Origin of the sequence: Collinsella sp. TM05-37 (assembly GCF_003436455.1) — a bacterium.
Classification (GTDB): Bacteria; Actinomycetota; Coriobacteriia; order Coriobacteriales; family Coriobacteriaceae; genus Collinsella.
In genome coordinates this window covers 32,421-47,925 of sequence record NZ_QSPN01000009.1, presented here as the reverse complement: position 1 = coordinate 47,925, position 15,505 = coordinate 32,421, and the positions used below count along the sequence as shown (strand labels likewise).

The window sequence follows — 15,505 nt, the reverse complement described above, 5'->3', positions numbered from 1 at the left end:
TTTTTTATATCGAAAGGTGGCACCATGCAGGCATCGCAGCGTCTCGACCGCTTTGGCGCGGAGGTCTTCGCCTCGCTCAACAACAAGCTGCTCACGCTGAAGGCTCAGGGTAAGACCATTTACAACATGAGCGTGGGAACGCCCGACTTTAAGCCGTACGACCACGTGGTCGAGGCGCTCACGCAAGCGGCCCAGGACCCCGAGATGTGGAAGTATGCCCTGCGCGACCTGCCCGAACTCAAGCAAGCCGTGTGCGATTACTATGAGCGCCGCTTTGGCGTTTTGGGCATTACGCCGTCTATGGTGCAGTCGTGCAACGGCACGCAGGAGGGCGTGGGCCACTTGGGTCTGGCCCTGCTCGATCCGGGTGACACCATCCTGGTGCCCGATCCGTGCTACCCGGTCTTTGAGGCGGGTGCCAAGATTGCCGATGCCAAGCTCGAGTACTATCCGCTGGTTGCCGAGCATAATTACCTGCCCTATGTGGCGGGTATCGATCCCGAGGTGGCCGATCGTGCCAAGTATATGATCGTATCGCTGCCCGCCAACCCGGTGGGCTCGGTGGGCATGCCCGAGGTCTACGAGGAGATCATCGCCTTCGCCCGCGAGCACGACCTGCTCATCGTTCACGACAATGCATACTCCGATATCGTGTTTGACGGTGAGCCGGGCGGCAGCTTCTTGCAGTATCCCGGTGCGCTTGAGGTGGGTGTGGAGTTCTTCTCGCTCTCCAAGTCGTTTAACGTCACTGGCGCCCGCATCGGCTTTTTGGTCGGCCGCGAGGATGTGGTCTCTGCCTTTGCCAAGCTGCGCGGCCAGATCGACTTTGGCATGTTCTTCCCGATCCAAAAGGCTGCCATCGCCTGCCTGAACGGTCCGCGTGATGAGGTGGAGGCGCAACGTCTGAAGTACCAGGAGCGCCGCGACGCCCTGTGCGACGGTCTTGAGGGCCTAGGCTGGGAGCGCCCCAACGCGCACGGTTCCATGTTTGTGTGGGCCAAGCTTCCCGGCGGCCGCACTGACTCGATGGCGTTTTGCGAGGAGCTCATGGAGAAGGCCGGCGTTGTGGTGACGCCGGGCGCGAGCTTTGGTCCTTCGGGCGAGGGACACGTGCGCATGGCGCTGGTCCTGCCGCCCGATCAGATCGCTCTGGCTGTCGAGGCTATTCGCGAGGCGGGCCTGTATTAGAAGATCATTTAGGCTCGTCAATAGTTCGAAACCGATTTCGTGCAGTTATTTTACGAATCCTGCAAACAATTTCGGTAAACGGTCGATTTTTGGCTGCGAATAGGAGCATAATCAAAGTCCCGATTGGATGTATTGGGATTACGGCAAGCCGCTCGGGTCGTTCCCGGGCGGCTTGCTTGTGGAGAGAGATGGGAGTTTCTAATGGTTAACGAGAAGAAGGTCGCTATTGTCGGTTGCGGTTTCGTCGGTTCGTCTTCGGCGTTCGCGCTGATGCAGAGCGGTCTGTTCTCCGAAATGGTCCTCATCGACGTGGACAAGAACCGCGCCGAGGGTGAGGCTCTGGATATCGCGCACGGCATGACGTTTGCCGAGCCGATGAAGATCTACGCCGGCGATTATTCCGATGTCGCCGACGCCGCCATGATCGTCGTCACCGCTGGCGCTGCCCAGAAGCCCGGTGAGACCCGCCTGGACTTGGTCAACAAGAACGTCAGCATCTTCAAGTCCATTATTCCCGAGATTAAGAAGTCTGGCTTCGACGGCATTCTGCTCATCGTCTCCAACCCGGTCGACGTTCTGACCTACGCCGCCATCAAGATGTCCGGTCTGCCCGAGGGCCACGTCATCGGCTCCGGCACCGTGCTCGACACCGGCCGTCTGCAGCAGATGCTCGGCGCCCACGTCGAGGTCGACCCGCGCGACGTTCAGGCCTACGTCATGGGCGAGCACGGCGACTCCGAGTTTGTCGCTTGGTCCAGCGCTCAGGTTGCCGGCGTGCCGCTGAACACCTTCTGCGAGCTTCACGGCCACCTGGAGCACGAGGCCGCCGAGAAGCGCATCGCCGAGGACGTCAAGAACTCCGCCTACACCATCATCGAGAAGAAGCACGCCACCTACTACGGTGTCGCCATGGCCGTTAAGCGCATCTGCACTGCCGTCATGCGCGATGAACAGACCGTTCTACCCGTCTCCTCGCTCATGGTGGGCGAGTACGGCCTGTCTGATCTTGCCATCTCCATGCCGACCGTCGTTGGCCGCGACGGCGTTGTCTGCCGCGTCCCCGTGCCGCTGGACGATGACGAGCAGCATGAGCTTACCGCCTCCGCCAAGGCCCTCAAGGACATCATCGACAGCGTCGACTTCTCCTGCTAAATCCAGCTCTTTTGGGCAACAGGCTACAATGAAAGGCGTCCGGTCCACACGGTCCGGGCGCCTTTTTGGTGCAAAGTAACCCTACCCCAATGCGCCATAGTTGATGGGAGAGTCATGTCGGATTCGCCTAATTTTTTGACATATGCCCAGACGGTGTTTGATCCGTTTGAGGAGCGGTCGTTCTGCGCGGTGGATAGCCTGGTCTTTGCGTGGTTGTCCTATTTACGTTTGCCGGGTGATATGGCGGAGCTGACGAACTGGCAGGGCCTAGACGTACGCGAACTGCTGCGTGCCGAGTGCTACCGGGACATGATTGACGACTTGTGGGATCCAGAGGGGAGCAGGGCCTTGTTGGAGGCCGTGGCAGCAAACCCTCGTTACCGTGGCGTGCACGTTTGCGGCTATCGTGCCGTGAGCGATGTGGTAGCGACAGAGCAGTTTGCAGCCATGGCGTTCCGGTTTCCGGCGGGGTTTAGCTATCTTTCCTTCCGGGGGACCGACAGTACGATTGTGGGCTGGAAAGAGGACTTTAACATGGCGTTCCGGTGTCCTGTGCCGGCCCAGGAATCCGCGGCGCGCTATGTGGACGAGGCGGCGGATGCGATTGACGGGCCGCTTTTGTGCGGAGGTCATTCCAAGGGTGGAAACCTTGCGGTGTACGGTGCGGCGATGTGCTCCGATGTCGCCCGTGAGCGAATCGAACGGGTGTATTCCCATGATGGTCCTGGCTTCGTCGAGGAGTTTCTGAACGGCAACGCCTTTGCCGATCTTTCCGGCCGCATCGATAAGACGCTACCTCGGTCGTCGATCTTTGGCATGATGTTCGAGACACAGGAGGACTATGCCATCGTTGAGAGCACTGAGTTCAGCCTGCTGCAGCACAATCCCTTTAGCTGGGTGGTTGATGGTCGCGACTTCGTGTACTGTGAGCGCCTGTCCGCCGGTGCTCGATACGTTGATGGCTCCATTCGCGAGATGCTCTTGCAGTGGGGCCTGCCGAGCGCGAGCGTTTTGTAGATGCATTGTTCTCCGTGTTTGAGGCTACGGGTGCTGAGCGGTTTGCGGATATCGCTGGGAATCTGCGCGAGAGCCTGCCCGTGATGCTCCAGGCTGCACAAGGCTTTGACAAGGATACGCGACGCTTTGTCTCGCAGACCATCGTGGCAATCCTTAAATGCGCACTGCTGCCCAAACGACCCCAGATCGACATGCCCGCTGCCGGCAAGAGTTTGGCAGAACAGCTCGAGGCTTGGCAGTCCGAGCTCCTGCGCTAGCCATTGGTGCAAAGCAACCTGTCCCCGATGTACCAATCTTCGATGCGCTCGGGGAGGGCTCGACCGCTATACTGGTTCGTGCCGAAATCGATCTAGAACGGAATGCCGTATATGAAAATCAATCACGCGATTCTGCATATCCTGGACTTTGACTCTGCCGTCAACGTCATGAGCCAGCGCGAGCTCGATATCGAGAGCCGTACCGTGCGCAACTTTGTGACCACGCATCTGCGCCGCGCACGAACCTCGGCCGACAATAAGCGCGCCACGTTTGCCGAGAACTCTGCGTTTGGCGGCGAGCTCAAGGGCTATTTCTTTGGCGAGCGCGAGTTCGTAGACCTGTCGCAGCAGATTGCGGAGTTTATCTCCTCCGAGCTCACCAAAGCCGAGAAAGCCGAGTCCACCGACGTGCTCGTGGCCGATTTTGACGACGATGAGGATGCCCGCTGGTTTGCCGTGATGCTGCTGGGCTCCAAGCAGGCTTTTATGCACGAAGTGGGCCGCGAGGAGGGAGAGGTGCGCAACGACATCGCGCGCCACTACGCCATTCTGCCGAACCCCTCGCAAAAGGTGCCGAGCTATGCCATCGTGCGCGCGAGTACCATGGAGATCGGCTACGTGGACAAGAAGCGCAAGATTGCCGGCGAGGACCGTATGCTTATCCCCGATGGCCTGCTGCAGTGCGACACGGGCGTATCGGGCAAGGAGGTCATCGACACCGTGACGCGTGTGGTCGAGGAAGTCGCCGAGGAGCACGGTGCCAATACGGCCGTAGCGCTCGCTAAGGTTAAGGCTGCCGTTGCCGAGAAGGTCGAGGACGACGAGGAGCTTCCGCCTTGGGATATCGTCGATGAGGTCTTTGAGGACGAACCGGTCATCAAGGAGAGCGTACGTGCGGCGCTGACCGAAGAGAAGGTGCCCGAGCGTGTGCCCGTGGAGCGCAAGCAGGTCGAGCGTGCGGCCGTGCGCAACCACAAGATTCGTACCGACACGGGCATCGAGATCAGCTTTCCGGCCGAGATGGGCTCGAACTCCGAGTACATCGAGTTCGTCAACGAACCCAACGGCCTCATCTCCATCGAGCTCAAAAACATCGGCAGCATCGAGAATCGATAGCGGCTCGAGTAGATTGACCGTAACGAAAAGGCCAAAGCCCTTTGGGGCTTCGGCCTTCTTGGTAAAACCGCGTAACTATTAAAGCTGACGTAGTCCCTCTTCGAGGCCGGTCTTGCTGTCGGTTTTCTCATCGCGCATCTTGATGACGCGGGCGGGGACGCCGGCCACGACGGCACCAGCGGGGACGTCCTCGACGCACACGGCGCCGGCGGCAACGACAGCGCCCTTGCCTACGTGCACGCCTTCCAGGACCACGGCGTTGGCGCCGATCATGACATCGTCCTCGATGATGACGGGCGTGGCGCTTGCGGGTTCAACGACGCCTGCCAACACGGTTCCAGCGCCGATGTGGCAGTTCTTGCCCACTGTGGCGCGGCCGCCCAGCACGGCGCCCATGTCGATCATGGAGCCCTCACCGATGACGGAGCCGATATTGATGATGGCACCCATCATGATGACGGCGCGATCGCCGATCTCGACGCGGTCACGGATGATCGCGCCCGGCTCGATGCGGGCGTTGATGCCCTTAAGGTCGAGCATGGGCACGGCGGAGTTGCGGCAATCGTTCTCCACATCGTAGTAATCGATGGAATCGGCATTGGCATCAAGGATGGCTTTGAGCTCATCCCAGTCACCAAAGACGGTCTTGCCACGACGACCGCCGTAGACGTGCGCATTGCCCCACTGGACCTTCATGCCGGGCTTCTCGCGCACGTACAGTTTGACGGGCGTCTTTTTGGGCGCTGTGGCGATGTAGTTGATAATCTCCTGGGCATCCATCTCGGCTGCATTGCTCATTTGCTGTCTCTCCTTTGGGTGGATCCGGTTGATACCTGGTTAGGCAAACATGACCTGGTCGAACGTATAGAAGCCGTGCTCGCGGGTGACGAGCTTCTGCGCGGCTGCCAGAGCGCCGTTGACGAAGATCTGACGGCTCGTGGCGCGATGCGTGAGCGTGACTTCCTCGTCTTGGCCAAAGAAACTCACTTCGTGTACGCCGGCGACCGTGCCGCCGCGCAGCGAGTGCATGCCGATCTCCTTGGGGTCGCGCGCGCCGCACATGCCCTCGCGGCCATAGACGGGCTGGTAGCCTGCCTCGGGCTCGGCCTCGACGACGGCGTCGAGTAGCAGCTTGGCGGTGCCGCTGGGAGCGTCGACCTTTTGGTTGTGGTGTGTCTCGACGATCTCGCAGTCAAAGCCAGGCAGTTCGCGCGTGGCCTGTGCCACCAGATGACGCAGGGCCGCGATGCCGATGGAGTAGTTGCCGGAGTGCATGACGCGGGCGCTCTGACCTAGCTCGCGCAGGCGATCCATCTGCTCGGGCGTATAGCCCGTGGTGCCCGAGACCAACGCCGCGCCTGTACGCTCGACATAGGCAACGACGGCATCGAAGGTCACGACATTCGAGAAGTCGATGATGACGTCGGCTGCCGGGGCGCTTTCGAGCTCAGACAGGTCAAAACCGATCTGGGCCACAATGTCGAAAACGGGCTGTCCGGCGGTATCGACAATACCCTCGGCAGTGGTGCGGATGAGCGAGCCCATGCGGCCCGTTCCCATAATGACGGTCTTAATCAAGCAGACCAGCTCCCTTCAGAGCATCGGTAAGTGCGGCACGCGTATCGTCGGCCATGGGGCACAGCGGCATGCGGTAGTTTGCCTCGATCATACCCATCTGGGCGAGCGCTTCTTTAACGGGGATGGGGTTGACCTCGCTAAAGAGGGCGTTGATGAGCGGCTGGCCGGCAATCTGGATATCGCGGGCGCGCGCTACGTCACCGTCCAGATAGGCGCGGCACATGTCGTGCACGAGCTGCGGCTGTACGTCGGCCCACACGCTGATGGCACCCGAAGCGCCCAGGCTCATGAGCGGCACGGTGAGTGCATCCTCGCCCGAGTACATGCGGAAGTCATCAGACAGCAGGTGGGCGATCTTGGCCGCGTAGGCGACGTTGCCCGAGGCTTCCTTAATGCCCATGATGTTGGGGTGCGCAGCCAAGCGCTCTACGTTGCGCTCGCTGATGCTGCAGCCGCAGCGGCCGGGGATGTTGTAGAGGATGCAAGGGATGTCCACGGCATCGGCGACGGTCTTAAAGTGCTGGTAGATGCCCTCTTCATTTGACTTGTTGTAGTAGGGGGTAATGAGCAGCAGGCCGTCGGCGCCCAGGCCTTGGTAAGTGAGCGACTTGGTGAGCATGGTTTGCGTGGAGTTGGAGCCCGAGCCGGCGATGACGGGGACGCGGCCCGCAACCTGCTTGACCACTGCGGCGACAACGGAGTTGTCCTCGTCGTCGGTCATCGTGGCACTCTCTCCGGTGGTGCCCAGGGTGAGGATGGCGTCAGTGCCATTTTGCAGGTGGAAATCGATAAGGCGCTCGAGTGCATCAAAGTCGACGCTGCCGTCCTTTTTAAACGGCGTGACAAGGGCGACGATCGAACCCTCGAGGTTGCGGATGTCCATGTTCTTCTCCTTCGCTTCCGCGATCTGGATGCGTTTGTTCCATTGGGCGGCGACTGCCAGGCGCTCGTCCTGGGCGCGACGGCGGGCACTTTCGGCGCGCGACTTCGCCAGCAGCTCTCGGCCGCACGGCAGCACGTCGAGCGTGGCGAAGTAATCGCCCGGGCGCTCGGCGCGGCGGATGAGGTCGGCCGAGCCATCGGGGCGCAGCAGGACCTCGGCGGAGCGTAGGCGTCCGTTGTAGTTGTAGCCCATGGAGTAGCCGTGCGCACCCGTATCGTGAATCACGAGCACATCGCCCATGTCGATATGCGGCAGCTCGCGATCGATGGCGAACTTATCGTTGTTCTCGCATAGGTTGCCCGTGATGTCGTACGTGTCCGTGACGGGCGCTGCGGTCTTGTCGGCGCCACTCGGCTGACCCATTACCGTAATGTGGTGGTAGGCGCTATACATGGCAGGTCGAATGAGGTCGACGGCGCTTGCGTCGACACCGATATAGTCCTTGTAGATCTGCTTTTCGTGGATGGCCTTGGTGACCAGACAGCCGTAGGGGCCCATCATAAAGCGGCCCATCTCGGTGCAGATGGCCACATCGTCCATGCCGGCGGGAACCAAGATCTCGTCGTATGCCGCGTGCACTCCCTCGCCGATGGCATGGATGTCGTTAGCCTGCTGCTCGGGCAGGTAGGGGATGCCGACGCCGCCGGATAAGTTGATGAAGGCGACGTGTGCACCGGTCTCGCGCTCCAGGCGCACGGCAAGCTCAAAGAGAATGCGCGCGAGTTTGGGATAGTAGTCGTTGGTGACGGTGTTGCTGGCAAGGAATGCGTGGATGCCAAAGTCCTCAGCGCCCTTGGCCTTGAGCATGCGGAAGGCCTCGAAGAGCTGCTCGGTGGTCATGCCATATTTGGAGTCGCCCGGGTTGTCCATGATGCCGTTGGAGAGCTGGAACAAGCCGCCCGGATTAAAGCGGCAACTGACTGTCTTGGGGATGGGCCCCGCGACACGCTCAAAGAACTCGATATGGCTGATGTCGTCAAAGTTGACGATGGCGCCCAGCTTGTCGGCGAGTTCAAAGTCGGCCGCCGGCGTGTCGTTGGACGAGAACATGATGTCGTGGCCGGTGATGCCCAGCGAGCGGGCGATCATGAGCTCGGTATAGCTCGAGCAATCGCAGCCGCAGCCGTATTCGTTGAGAATGGAGATGAGCGCCGGGTTGGGGTTGGCCTTGACGGCAAAGTATTCCTTAAAGCCCGGGTTCCAGGCAAAGGCGTCGCGCACTTCTTGCATGTTGCGGCGGATGCCCGCCTCGTCATATAGATGAAACGGCGTGGAGAATTGCTCGACGATATGCTCGAGCGTCTCCTTGTCCACAAACGGCTGCTTTGCCGCATATGCCTCGTTGGGAGTCAGTGACATGTCCCGTAAACCTCGCTATCCAGACGGCGCTACCTGCGCATCGAATCCGCATAGCGTGGACCCAATGTCCGGATAGCGCTCCCGCATTGCTGCAGACAGTCCTGCGGGTGTTTCCCGCAGGCCCACCAGGTTGTTCGTGCCCGAAAAACCCAGTTCGGCGGGTTTCGCCTCCCCACGGGGTCAAAGCCTGCCGGCTCGCCCGCGGTTCTTCGTGCCCGCGCCTCTATCAAGTGGTAAAGACCCTACCACGTTGCACTTTACCAAACAAGAGTATTCGTATATAACGTTTAAAAAATGCAAGGATATGCTGGAAATAAGGGTGTAGCAATCTTGCGGCACAATAGATGGCAACCGACGCGCACCCATGAAAGGAACCTCTATGACCGAGCTCCAAGAACTCCGTCGCTATCGCCGCGATCTCCATCGCATTCCGGAGCTTGATTTCGATCTTCCGCAGACTATCGCCTATATCGAGGGCGTGTTGGCGCCGCTCGCTTGCGAGGTGACCCATCCGTGCCCCAGCTGCGTCTGCGCTTTCTTTGACGCTGGCACGGGCGCCGCGCATGCCACGGCGATTCGCGCCGATATGGACGCCCTGCCCATTGCGGAGGCGACGGGCGCGGCCTTTGCCTCGACGCATCCCGGAAAGATGCACGCTTGCGGACACGATGGACACATGGCCATGGCGCTTGCGGCGGCAACCTTCGTTGACCGTACGATCCGTGAGCAGCCGGGCGCCATTAAGCGCAATGTGCTCTTTGTGTTTCAGCCGGCCGAGGAGACGACTGGTGGCGCCAAGACGGTGTGCGAGAGCGGTGTATTCGAGCGCTACGGGGCGGATCGCATCTTTGGCTTCCACGTATGGCCCGATTTGCCCGCCGGCACGTTGGCGAGCTGTTCCGGTCCGCTGCTGGCGCGCTCAAGCGAGACGCACATTCATATCCATGGCGCGAGCATCCATATCGCCAAGACCTACGGCGTTCCAGTCGAGGAATCGCATGATGCCGCGCTGGCAGCGGCCAAGTTCTTGGTTTCCGAGCGCGAGCTCATGGACGAGTTAGGTGCCGACGAGCCCTGCATTGGTAAGTTCGGCCTGCTGCAGGCTGGCACCGTCTGCAATGCGGTGGCGGGGGAGGCCCATGTGGCTGGCAGCCTCCGCGTATTTACGGACGGTATGTTCGACCGTGCGCGCGAGGGCGTGCGCCGCGTGTTGGACGAGGCCTGCGCCGCAACAGGCTGTACGTACGACCTCGACTTTGCCGAGGGCTATCCGCCGGTCGATAACGACCCCGAGCTGTTCGCCCACATTGCGCCTGCCTTGTCTGAGCTGCAACTTGTGGACGAGCCACTGCTAATCGCCGAGGACTTCGCCTTCTATCAGCGCCATCTGCCGGGTGTGTTCTTCCTGCTGGGTATGGGCGTGCCGGAGGGACAAGAAAACCCGATCGATTCGGATGGCTGCCCCGCCTATGCCACGAGCGCCCTGCATACTGATACCATGCTCTTTGACGAGGAAATCCTGCTCAAAGGCCTCGATGTCTACAAACGATTGCTTTTGCTTGACTAAGGCGTGAAGGGCTATTTGTTCTAGAAAACACGAACAAACGTACGATATAATAGAGATGTAAGTTTGTAGAAACGTTTGACGTTACTAACGTAAGGCGATACTATGATTGCATCGTATAAAGATGAGGATACCGAACGCTTTGCCATGGGTGTGCGGGTCAGGAGGTTCGTGCCCTTTGAGCGTGTTGCGTTGAGGAAGATTCGCCAACTGCAGGTTTGTGCTTCGCTTGATGATCTTCGCGTTCCACCGGGCAACCGCCTGGAAGCTTTGAAGGGCGATCGTGCCGGTCAATATAGCATCCGTGTTAACGAGCGCTATCGGGTCTGTTTTGAGTGGAGACAGGGGATGGCTTGGAATGTCGAAATCGCCGATTATCACAAGTGATGAGACTGCGTCTGATTTGCTGCCGCCGGTGACTCCTGGCGAGCTTCTCAAAGAGGAATTTCTTGTCCCCATGGGCATTTCTCAATATCGCCTTGCTAAGGAGACCGGGATTCCGGCTCAACGCATTGGACAGATTATCTTGGGAAGGCGTCGTGTGACGGCCGACACCGACCTTCGTCTTTGCCGTTATTTTGGCCTGACGGATGGTTATTGGCTGCGCGCTCAGGTGGCGTTTGACCTTGAGGCCGAGAAAAGGCGGATCGAACCGGAACTCGATAAGATCGTTCCTGTTCAGCAGGCCATCGCACTGTAGTGCTCAAAGATGATGGGGGGTGGCGATGAGGCGACGCCGACAGTCTTCCGTATATAGTCCGGGTGGATGCGGGTGTGGCTTGCTACTGCTTCCGGTTATTGCTGTGAGCATTGGCGTGATGTTTGCGCTTGCCGGGTTGGCCGCGGCGGCGCTCGTGCTGCTGATTGTGGCCATTGGCGTGACGGTCTGGCTGCGCCGTTCTCGCGAGCAACGCCGCGCCGAAGGTAAGACCAATGTAGGATGGATTGCCTTTTTGATCATCGCCTACCTGCTGAGCATCAGCTATTTGGCCTTCTTTATCCTGTTGCTTGTGAGCGCCTTTACCGGGGAATCCGTCACGGTGGGGTAGGTTTCGACGAGCTTCTTGAGGATGAAGCGAGGGGACGGACCCTGAATGAACCGCGCCCCACATCAACAAGTTTCATTCGTTGTGTAGCAATCCGAATGTGCAAGTGTTTGGCGTGAGGGCACCGCCGCCAGTAACACGGGGATGCGGGCCGCGATCGCCAGCCCCCATGCCAGCTCATCGCAATAGATTCCATAAGGACCCACCAACAGGACATAGGCCAACTTGCGAGCCCATCATTCGCTGCGGCCACAAATCAGCTGGCAGCTGAATTATCGCTATAAATCGCGAGGTAAAATGTCCAAAGATTGATGGACGGTTCGCAGAATTTGCAAGGGTCATTGTGAAAGCAAAGCTGCGAGAAAGGAAGAGCCATGGCTAAGAAGACGGGAGAGAAAGAAACGGTTGAAAAGGCCAAAGGCTTCGAGATTCCCATCGATGAGGAATCGGCCGGCAAGCTGCTCGATACCATCTACAGGAGCGCACTGAATGGCGTCCCTAAGGTGAGTCGTTCGGTCGACGAGATGGTTGCCGACTACACGGGAAAGGCGAAGTCGCCCGATGATGCCGCAAGGGCACTCGCAAAGTGGCAGGTCATGAAATGCGGAACCTCAGGTTTCGTCACCGGGCTCGGGGGCTTGATTACGCTTCCGGTCGCAATTCCCGCGAACATAAGCAGCGTCATGTACGTTCAGATGCGCATGATCGCCTGCATCGCGAAGATGGGTGGCTATGACGTTACGTCCGACCAAGTTCAGACGATGATCTACATGTGCCTCACAGGTACGACGGCGAGTGATCTTGTCAAAATGGGGCTCATCAAGACTGGGACGAAATCGCTTGAGGCTGCAATCAAGAAGATTCCCGGGTCGGCACTCGTGAAGATCAACCAGAAGGTTGGCTTCAGATTTATCACGAAGTTCGGCGAGAAAGGTATCATCAACCTTGGGAAAATGCTGCCCCTCGCCGGCGGCTTGATTGGCGGCGGCGTGGACGTGGCATCGACGAGCATCATTGCTAAGAACGCCATCAGGATGTTCATGGAGGGCGAGGACCCCGATGGGACCCTGCCCACTGAAGCGGAGATCGAAAGCATCGAAGACGTTGAGGTGGAAAGCGACCTGCTTTAGTCCTTGCTACACGCCCCACACCCCATTGCCTAGCCTATGCCGTAGGGACTGCCCGGCTATTATGAGGTATTCCGCCTGCTCCTCGCGGTCTATTCGGCACATCGTGCGCATCGTCTGCTTTGAGTCGCAGGCCGTGTCGTTGCCGTCCACGATGGCCTTGTGGTTGTTGAATGTGGTCGAGCCCATGTGACCCTTGGGTGGCTCTCAGCTCGCATCTACCAGGATTCTTGTCGAGCTCGTGCGAGCATCGAGCGTGTAGGGCATGCTCGAGAGCGTCTTCGTCCGCATGGACCACGCCGCGCAGGTTCGCCATGTCGGAAATCGAGGCAAGGCACTGCAGCCGTAGAACCAGTAGTTCTAATCGATGTTGGCAAGCCTCGAGGTGTCATCGGCGATGGACACGCGCTTCACGCTCTTCTGTATGGCAACCTTAGCTCTCAGCTAATGAATTCAAGTTTAATCCTTCCTACGATGTGCTGTGTGCCGGCACGGTAGCCGGATAGATGGAAGGATGCATGATGAAAAAGCTCGAAAACGAAGTGCTGCTGAGCCGTCGCGCTGCGCTTGGCGCGTTCGCCACCGTTGCCTTGGGGACTGCCGGCCTGCTTGCGGGCTGTGGCAGCGATAAGGCGACCGTTACCGAGGACGCCGGCGACGCAGATAAGAAGGAGGAGTCGAAAAAGGAGGAACAGCCAACGACCGACCTGGCCGTCGGCACGACCGTGACCACGGCTGCCGGTCTTTCCGTTACTGTCGATTCCGTGCAGACCGGGCTTACCAATTTTGACGGTTCGACCATGACGGGCATTCACGTCACGTACGTCAACAATGGCGATGAGGGCGCGGATTACAATGTCTACGACTGGAAGGGCGAGGACGCCAACGGCGCCCAGCAGAACCAGGGCTATTACAGCGAAGGCTCTGACGAGCTGCAGTCTGGCACCCTTGCCGCCGGCGGCTCCGTTGCGGGCAATATCTACTTTGACGGCGACATCAAGAAGGCCCTGTATTTTGCCAACATGCTCGAAAAGACCGCGACTGCTAGCTGGGTGCTTGCTTAGCGTGTTGATGCCGTTGGGTCGTTTGGAGGTGAGGCCGCGTGCCCGATAAAAAGCTGACCGAGGAGCTGCTCAATGAGCTTCTCGATGCGCCAAGTATCGATGGCTACATAAGGGAACACGACTTTGCCGCCCCGTCGCTTTCGGATTACTTAAAGCAGTTGCTGCAAGAGAAGGGGCTCGAGCGTTCGCGCGTGGTGCGTATGGCCGACCTCAACGAGACCTTTGGCTATCAGATCTTTACCGGTTCGCGCAATCCGAGCCGCAATAAGGTGCTGCAGATTGCCTTTGCAATGGCGCTGTCGATGAAAGAGACCAACCGCGCCCTGACGGCTGCCGGAGTGAGCGTCCTCAACTGCAAGGACCGTCGCGATGCAATCATTATCTTTTGCATCGACCGTGGCTGTAGCCTCCAAAAAGTCAATGAAGAGCTGTATCGCTTTGGCGAGGAAACGGTGAGTTAGTGGCCGATGGCTGAGCCGGTTGTGTCACCAGAATAACCATGCAAACGAACGGGGTGCGGACAACATGGGGTGTCCGCGCCCTGTGTTATGATGGACGCTATGGATACTCAGAGCCCAACATATTCCGATGATGAGCTGACTGCTTCGCTTGTCGAGCATTTGGCGTCGTTCGACCGCGATGACAGCTATCGTGTGGAGCGCGTGCTCAAGCTCTCGGATGTCGAGACGACCGAACTCGTCTATTTTGAGGGCTCTGGTGGCGGGTCTCTTGGCCCCTTTGTCCGCAAGCGCATCGATGCTTCGGTGCAGATTGGCGGAGCTTATGAGCGCCTGTTTGCGGCCCAGCGCGCCGGTCGTCGTTTTGAGCACCTGCCCCGAATCGTCGATTGCCGCCGTGTGGGCGACGAGCTCGACGTGGCGATGGAGTATGTCGAAGGCGAGACACTCGAGGCGTTGGTGGGACGCTTGGGGGCGACGCCCGATTATGCCCGCGGGCTGTATCCCGTTTTGTGTGAAGCGGTAGGCGAGCTACATGCTGGTTTTGCAGCTGCGGGGGAGCCGGGGGTACCGGTAATCCACCGCGACCTGAAACCCTCGAACATCATCGTATCGGGCGTGAGGTATGCGGCCGATGCTGGCATGACCTTCTCGTCGCTGGTGATTATCGATTTGGGGATTGCGCGTGTGTGGCGTGACGGGGCCGATGCCGACACGGTTAAGTTTGGAACGCGACCCTATGCGCCACCCGAGCAATATGGTTTTGGGCAGACGAGCGTGCGCAGCGATGTCTATGCGCTCGGCGCGCTTCTGTTCTTTTGTCTGACGGGGGCTGACCCTAAGCCGGGTCAGAATATGCGCGAGCAATGCGAGGCGTGCGACGTCCCCGCGGCGCTGGCTGATGTCATTTGCATGGCCATGGCGCTCGATCCGGCCAAGCGCTTTGCAAGTGCCGAGGCGCTCGGACACGCTGCGCGCGCGGCATACGGGCTGTGTCTGCCTGTGCCTGGCTCGAATAGCACGACGGCGCCTTCAATGGCGCAGGCTGCTCCGCAAATGGCGCCGTCTTTCGGGCGGCGGCCCAAGGAAGTCTCTTCGGTGACTCCTTGCCGCAAGAGCCTGCTTTCACGGATCCCGGAACCCATTGGGCGTATATGGAACGGCATGATCTATGCGGCAACCTTGCTGCTATTGGTCGGAAGCCATTTTGCCGTATTCCAGCCCACGGGAGCCAACCGCAGCTATCCAACGTGGTTTTTGGCCCTTGAGTATTTTCTTATAGTCGATGGCATGGTGGTGCTCATCTCGTTTGGCGTGCTCGACCGCCGCAGGCTTCGGCGCCGCTTTCCCGTGCTTGATCGTTATCGGGGCCGTGAGTTTGTCACGCTGTGGCTTAAGGCGCTGGGAATTATGTGCGTCATCATGATCGTGATTATTGCCGTCGGCAACGCAACCGGCATAGTCGCTTAATGCAATGTACCGCTATAAGAAAAGGGTCCCGATTGGGGCCCTTTGCAGTAGCGCTTAAATGCGGTTCATCTGGTTGCAACCTTGTTGTACCAGTCCTGCCTCGTGGGCGGGGCGAGTGCCCATCGCCATAGGTGTTGTGACGGTTAAATTGCTCCGTGCTTCGAAG

Annotated in this window: 17 protein-coding genes and 1 riboswitch; of the genes, 13 read left to right on the top strand and 4 right to left on the bottom strand. The window is 59.3% G+C overall.

Going from position 1 to position 15,505, the window contains the following annotated elements:
- The first annotated feature begins 24 nt into the window (after positions 1–24).
- From DXD48_RS06095 to DXD48_RS06075, 5 genes are all read left to right on the top strand, one after another.
- The gene (locus tag DXD48_RS06095; protein WP_117564414.1) at positions 25–1,188 is read left to right on the top strand and encodes a pyridoxal phosphate-dependent aminotransferase; all 1,164 of its coding nucleotides are present in this window, start codon (positions 25–27) and stop codon (positions 1,186–1,188) included.
- Between the two features lie 201 nt (positions 1,189–1,389).
- The gene (locus DXD48_RS06090) at positions 1,390–2,340 is read left to right on the top strand and encodes an L-lactate dehydrogenase (protein ID WP_117564413.1); all 951 of its coding nucleotides are present in this window, start codon (positions 1,390–1,392) and stop codon (positions 2,338–2,340) included.
- A gap of 114 nt (positions 2,341–2,454) precedes the next feature.
- Positions 2,455–3,357 carry an Mbeg1-like protein gene (locus DXD48_RS06085; RefSeq protein WP_117564412.1) on the top strand — a complete coding sequence of 301 codons (903 nt, stop codon included), beginning with the start codon at positions 2,455–2,457 and terminating at the stop codon, positions 3,355–3,357.
- On the top strand, positions 3,327–3,614 hold the full coding sequence (locus tag DXD48_RS06080; RefSeq protein WP_117646565.1) for a hypothetical protein: 288 nt from the start codon (positions 3,327–3,329) through the stop codon (positions 3,612–3,614). The genes DXD48_RS06085 and DXD48_RS06080 overlap by 31 nt, the downstream gene beginning before the upstream one ends.
- A 111-nt stretch (positions 3,615–3,725) precedes the next feature.
- The gene (locus DXD48_RS06075; RefSeq protein WP_022094136.1) at positions 3,726–4,730 is read left to right on the top strand and encodes a nucleoid-associated protein; all 1,005 of its coding nucleotides are present in this window, start codon (positions 3,726–3,728) and stop codon (positions 4,728–4,730) included.
- Positions 4,731–4,808: 78 nt separating this feature from the next.
- Here the strand turns inward: DXD48_RS06075 and dapD are convergent, their stop codons facing one another.
- Genes dapD through dapA form a run of 3 tightly spaced genes read right to left on the bottom strand, consistent with a single transcriptional unit; the run spans position 4,809 to position 8,610 of the window.
- On the bottom strand, positions 4,809–5,528 hold the full coding sequence (gene dapD / locus DXD48_RS06070) for a 2,3,4,5-tetrahydropyridine-2,6-dicarboxylate N-acetyltransferase (RefSeq protein WP_117564410.1): 720 nt from the start codon (positions 5,526–5,528) through the stop codon (positions 4,809–4,811).
- A 39-nt stretch (positions 5,529–5,567) separates the two neighbouring features.
- A complete protein-coding gene (gene dapB, locus DXD48_RS06065; protein WP_233502377.1) occupies positions 5,568–6,308 on the bottom strand; it encodes a 4-hydroxy-tetrahydrodipicolinate reductase in 741 nt (246 codons plus the stop codon).
- Positions 6,301–8,610: a 4-hydroxy-tetrahydrodipicolinate synthase gene (dapA, locus tag DXD48_RS10240; protein ID WP_117564409.1), complete on the bottom strand. Its 2,310-nt coding sequence runs from the start codon at positions 8,608–8,610 to the stop codon at positions 6,301–6,303. Before dapA ends, dapB begins: the two co-directional genes overlap by 8 nt.
- A 65-nt stretch (positions 8,611–8,675) precedes the next feature.
- A riboswitch (Lysine riboswitch) is annotated at positions 8,676–8,844 on the bottom strand.
- A 145-nt stretch (positions 8,845–8,989) separates the two neighbouring features.
- Between dapA and DXD48_RS06055 the strand changes: the two genes are divergently transcribed.
- From DXD48_RS06055 to DXD48_RS06035, 5 genes are all read left to right on the top strand, one after another.
- Complete coding sequence (locus DXD48_RS06055) at positions 8,990–10,177, top strand: amidohydrolase (protein ID WP_117564408.1); 1,188 nt, start codon at positions 8,990–8,992, stop codon at positions 10,175–10,177.
- A gap of 102 nt (positions 10,178–10,279) precedes the next feature.
- Positions 10,280–10,561, top strand: coding sequence for a type II toxin-antitoxin system RelE/ParE family toxin (locus DXD48_RS06050; RefSeq protein ID WP_117564407.1), 282 nt, complete (start codon positions 10,280–10,282; stop codon positions 10,559–10,561).
- On the top strand, positions 10,533–10,874 hold the full coding sequence (locus tag DXD48_RS06045; RefSeq protein ID WP_117564406.1) for a HigA family addiction module antitoxin: 342 nt from the start codon (positions 10,533–10,535) through the stop codon (positions 10,872–10,874). Before DXD48_RS06050 ends, DXD48_RS06045 begins: the two co-directional genes overlap by 29 nt.
- A gap of 79 nt (positions 10,875–10,953) precedes the next feature.
- Entirely contained in the window at positions 10,954–11,223 is a 270-nt protein-coding gene (locus DXD48_RS06040; protein ID WP_117564405.1) for a hypothetical protein, read from the top strand.
- Positions 11,224–11,594: 371 nt separating this feature from the next.
- Positions 11,595–12,350: an EcsC family protein gene (locus tag DXD48_RS06035; RefSeq protein ID WP_117564404.1), complete on the top strand. Its 756-nt coding sequence runs from the start codon at positions 11,595–11,597 to the stop codon at positions 12,348–12,350.
- Positions 12,351–12,356: 6 nt separating this feature from the next.
- Here DXD48_RS06035 and DXD48_RS06030 read toward each other — a convergent pair whose 3' ends face one another.
- Positions 12,357–12,536 carry a hypothetical protein gene (locus DXD48_RS06030; RefSeq protein WP_117564403.1) on the bottom strand — a complete coding sequence of 60 codons (180 nt, stop codon included), beginning with the start codon at positions 12,534–12,536 and terminating at the stop codon, positions 12,357–12,359.
- Positions 12,537–12,868: 332 nt separating this feature from the next.
- Between DXD48_RS06030 and DXD48_RS06025 the strand changes: the two genes are divergently transcribed.
- From DXD48_RS06025 to DXD48_RS06015, 3 genes are all read left to right on the top strand, one after another.
- Positions 12,869–13,411, top strand: coding sequence for a DUF4352 domain-containing protein (locus tag DXD48_RS06025; protein WP_233502376.1), 543 nt, complete (start codon positions 12,869–12,871; stop codon positions 13,409–13,411).
- Between the two features lie 38 nt (positions 13,412–13,449).
- Complete coding sequence (locus tag DXD48_RS06020) at positions 13,450–13,872, top strand: XRE family transcriptional regulator (protein WP_117564401.1); 423 nt, start codon at positions 13,450–13,452, stop codon at positions 13,870–13,872.
- Positions 13,873–13,971: 99 nt separating this feature from the next.
- Positions 13,972–15,339, top strand: coding sequence for a protein kinase (locus tag DXD48_RS06015; RefSeq protein ID WP_158548941.1), 1,368 nt, complete (start codon positions 13,972–13,974; stop codon positions 15,337–15,339).
- The last annotated feature ends 166 nt before the right edge of the window (positions 15,340–15,505 follow it).

Coding starts and splice junctions, on each gene's coding strand:
- dapA (WP_117564409.1), bottom strand. CDS start 8,610: ATGTCACTGACTCCCAACGAGGCATATGCGGCAAAGCAGCCGTTTGTG.
- DXD48_RS06050 (WP_117564407.1), top strand. CDS start 10,280: ATGATTGCATCGTATAAAGATGAGGATACCGAACGCTTTGCCATGGGT.
- DXD48_RS06025 (WP_233502376.1), top strand. CDS start 12,869: ATGAAAAAGCTCGAAAACGAAGTGCTGCTGAGCCGTCGCGCTGCGCTT.
- DXD48_RS06055 (WP_117564408.1), top strand. CDS start 8,990: ATGACCGAGCTCCAAGAACTCCGTCGCTATCGCCGCGATCTCCATCGC.
- DXD48_RS06030 (WP_117564403.1), bottom strand. CDS start 12,536: ATGGGCTCGACCACATTCAACAACCACAAGGCCATCGTGGACGGCAAC.
- DXD48_RS06095 (WP_117564414.1), top strand. CDS start 25: ATGCAGGCATCGCAGCGTCTCGACCGCTTTGGCGCGGAGGTCTTCGCC.
- DXD48_RS06075 (WP_022094136.1), top strand. CDS start 3,726: ATGAAAATCAATCACGCGATTCTGCATATCCTGGACTTTGACTCTGCC.
- DXD48_RS06090 (WP_117564413.1), top strand. CDS start 1,390: ATGGTTAACGAGAAGAAGGTCGCTATTGTCGGTTGCGGTTTCGTCGGT.
- DXD48_RS06035 (WP_117564404.1), top strand. CDS start 11,595: ATGGCTAAGAAGACGGGAGAGAAAGAAACGGTTGAAAAGGCCAAAGGC.
- dapD (WP_117564410.1), bottom strand. CDS start 5,528: ATGAGCAATGCAGCCGAGATGGATGCCCAGGAGATTATCAACTACATC.
- DXD48_RS06015 (WP_158548941.1), top strand. CDS start 13,972: ATGGATACTCAGAGCCCAACATATTCCGATGATGAGCTGACTGCTTCG.
- DXD48_RS06045 (WP_117564406.1), top strand. CDS start 10,533: ATGTCGAAATCGCCGATTATCACAAGTGATGAGACTGCGTCTGATTTG.
- DXD48_RS06085 (WP_117564412.1), top strand. CDS start 2,455: ATGTCGGATTCGCCTAATTTTTTGACATATGCCCAGACGGTGTTTGAT.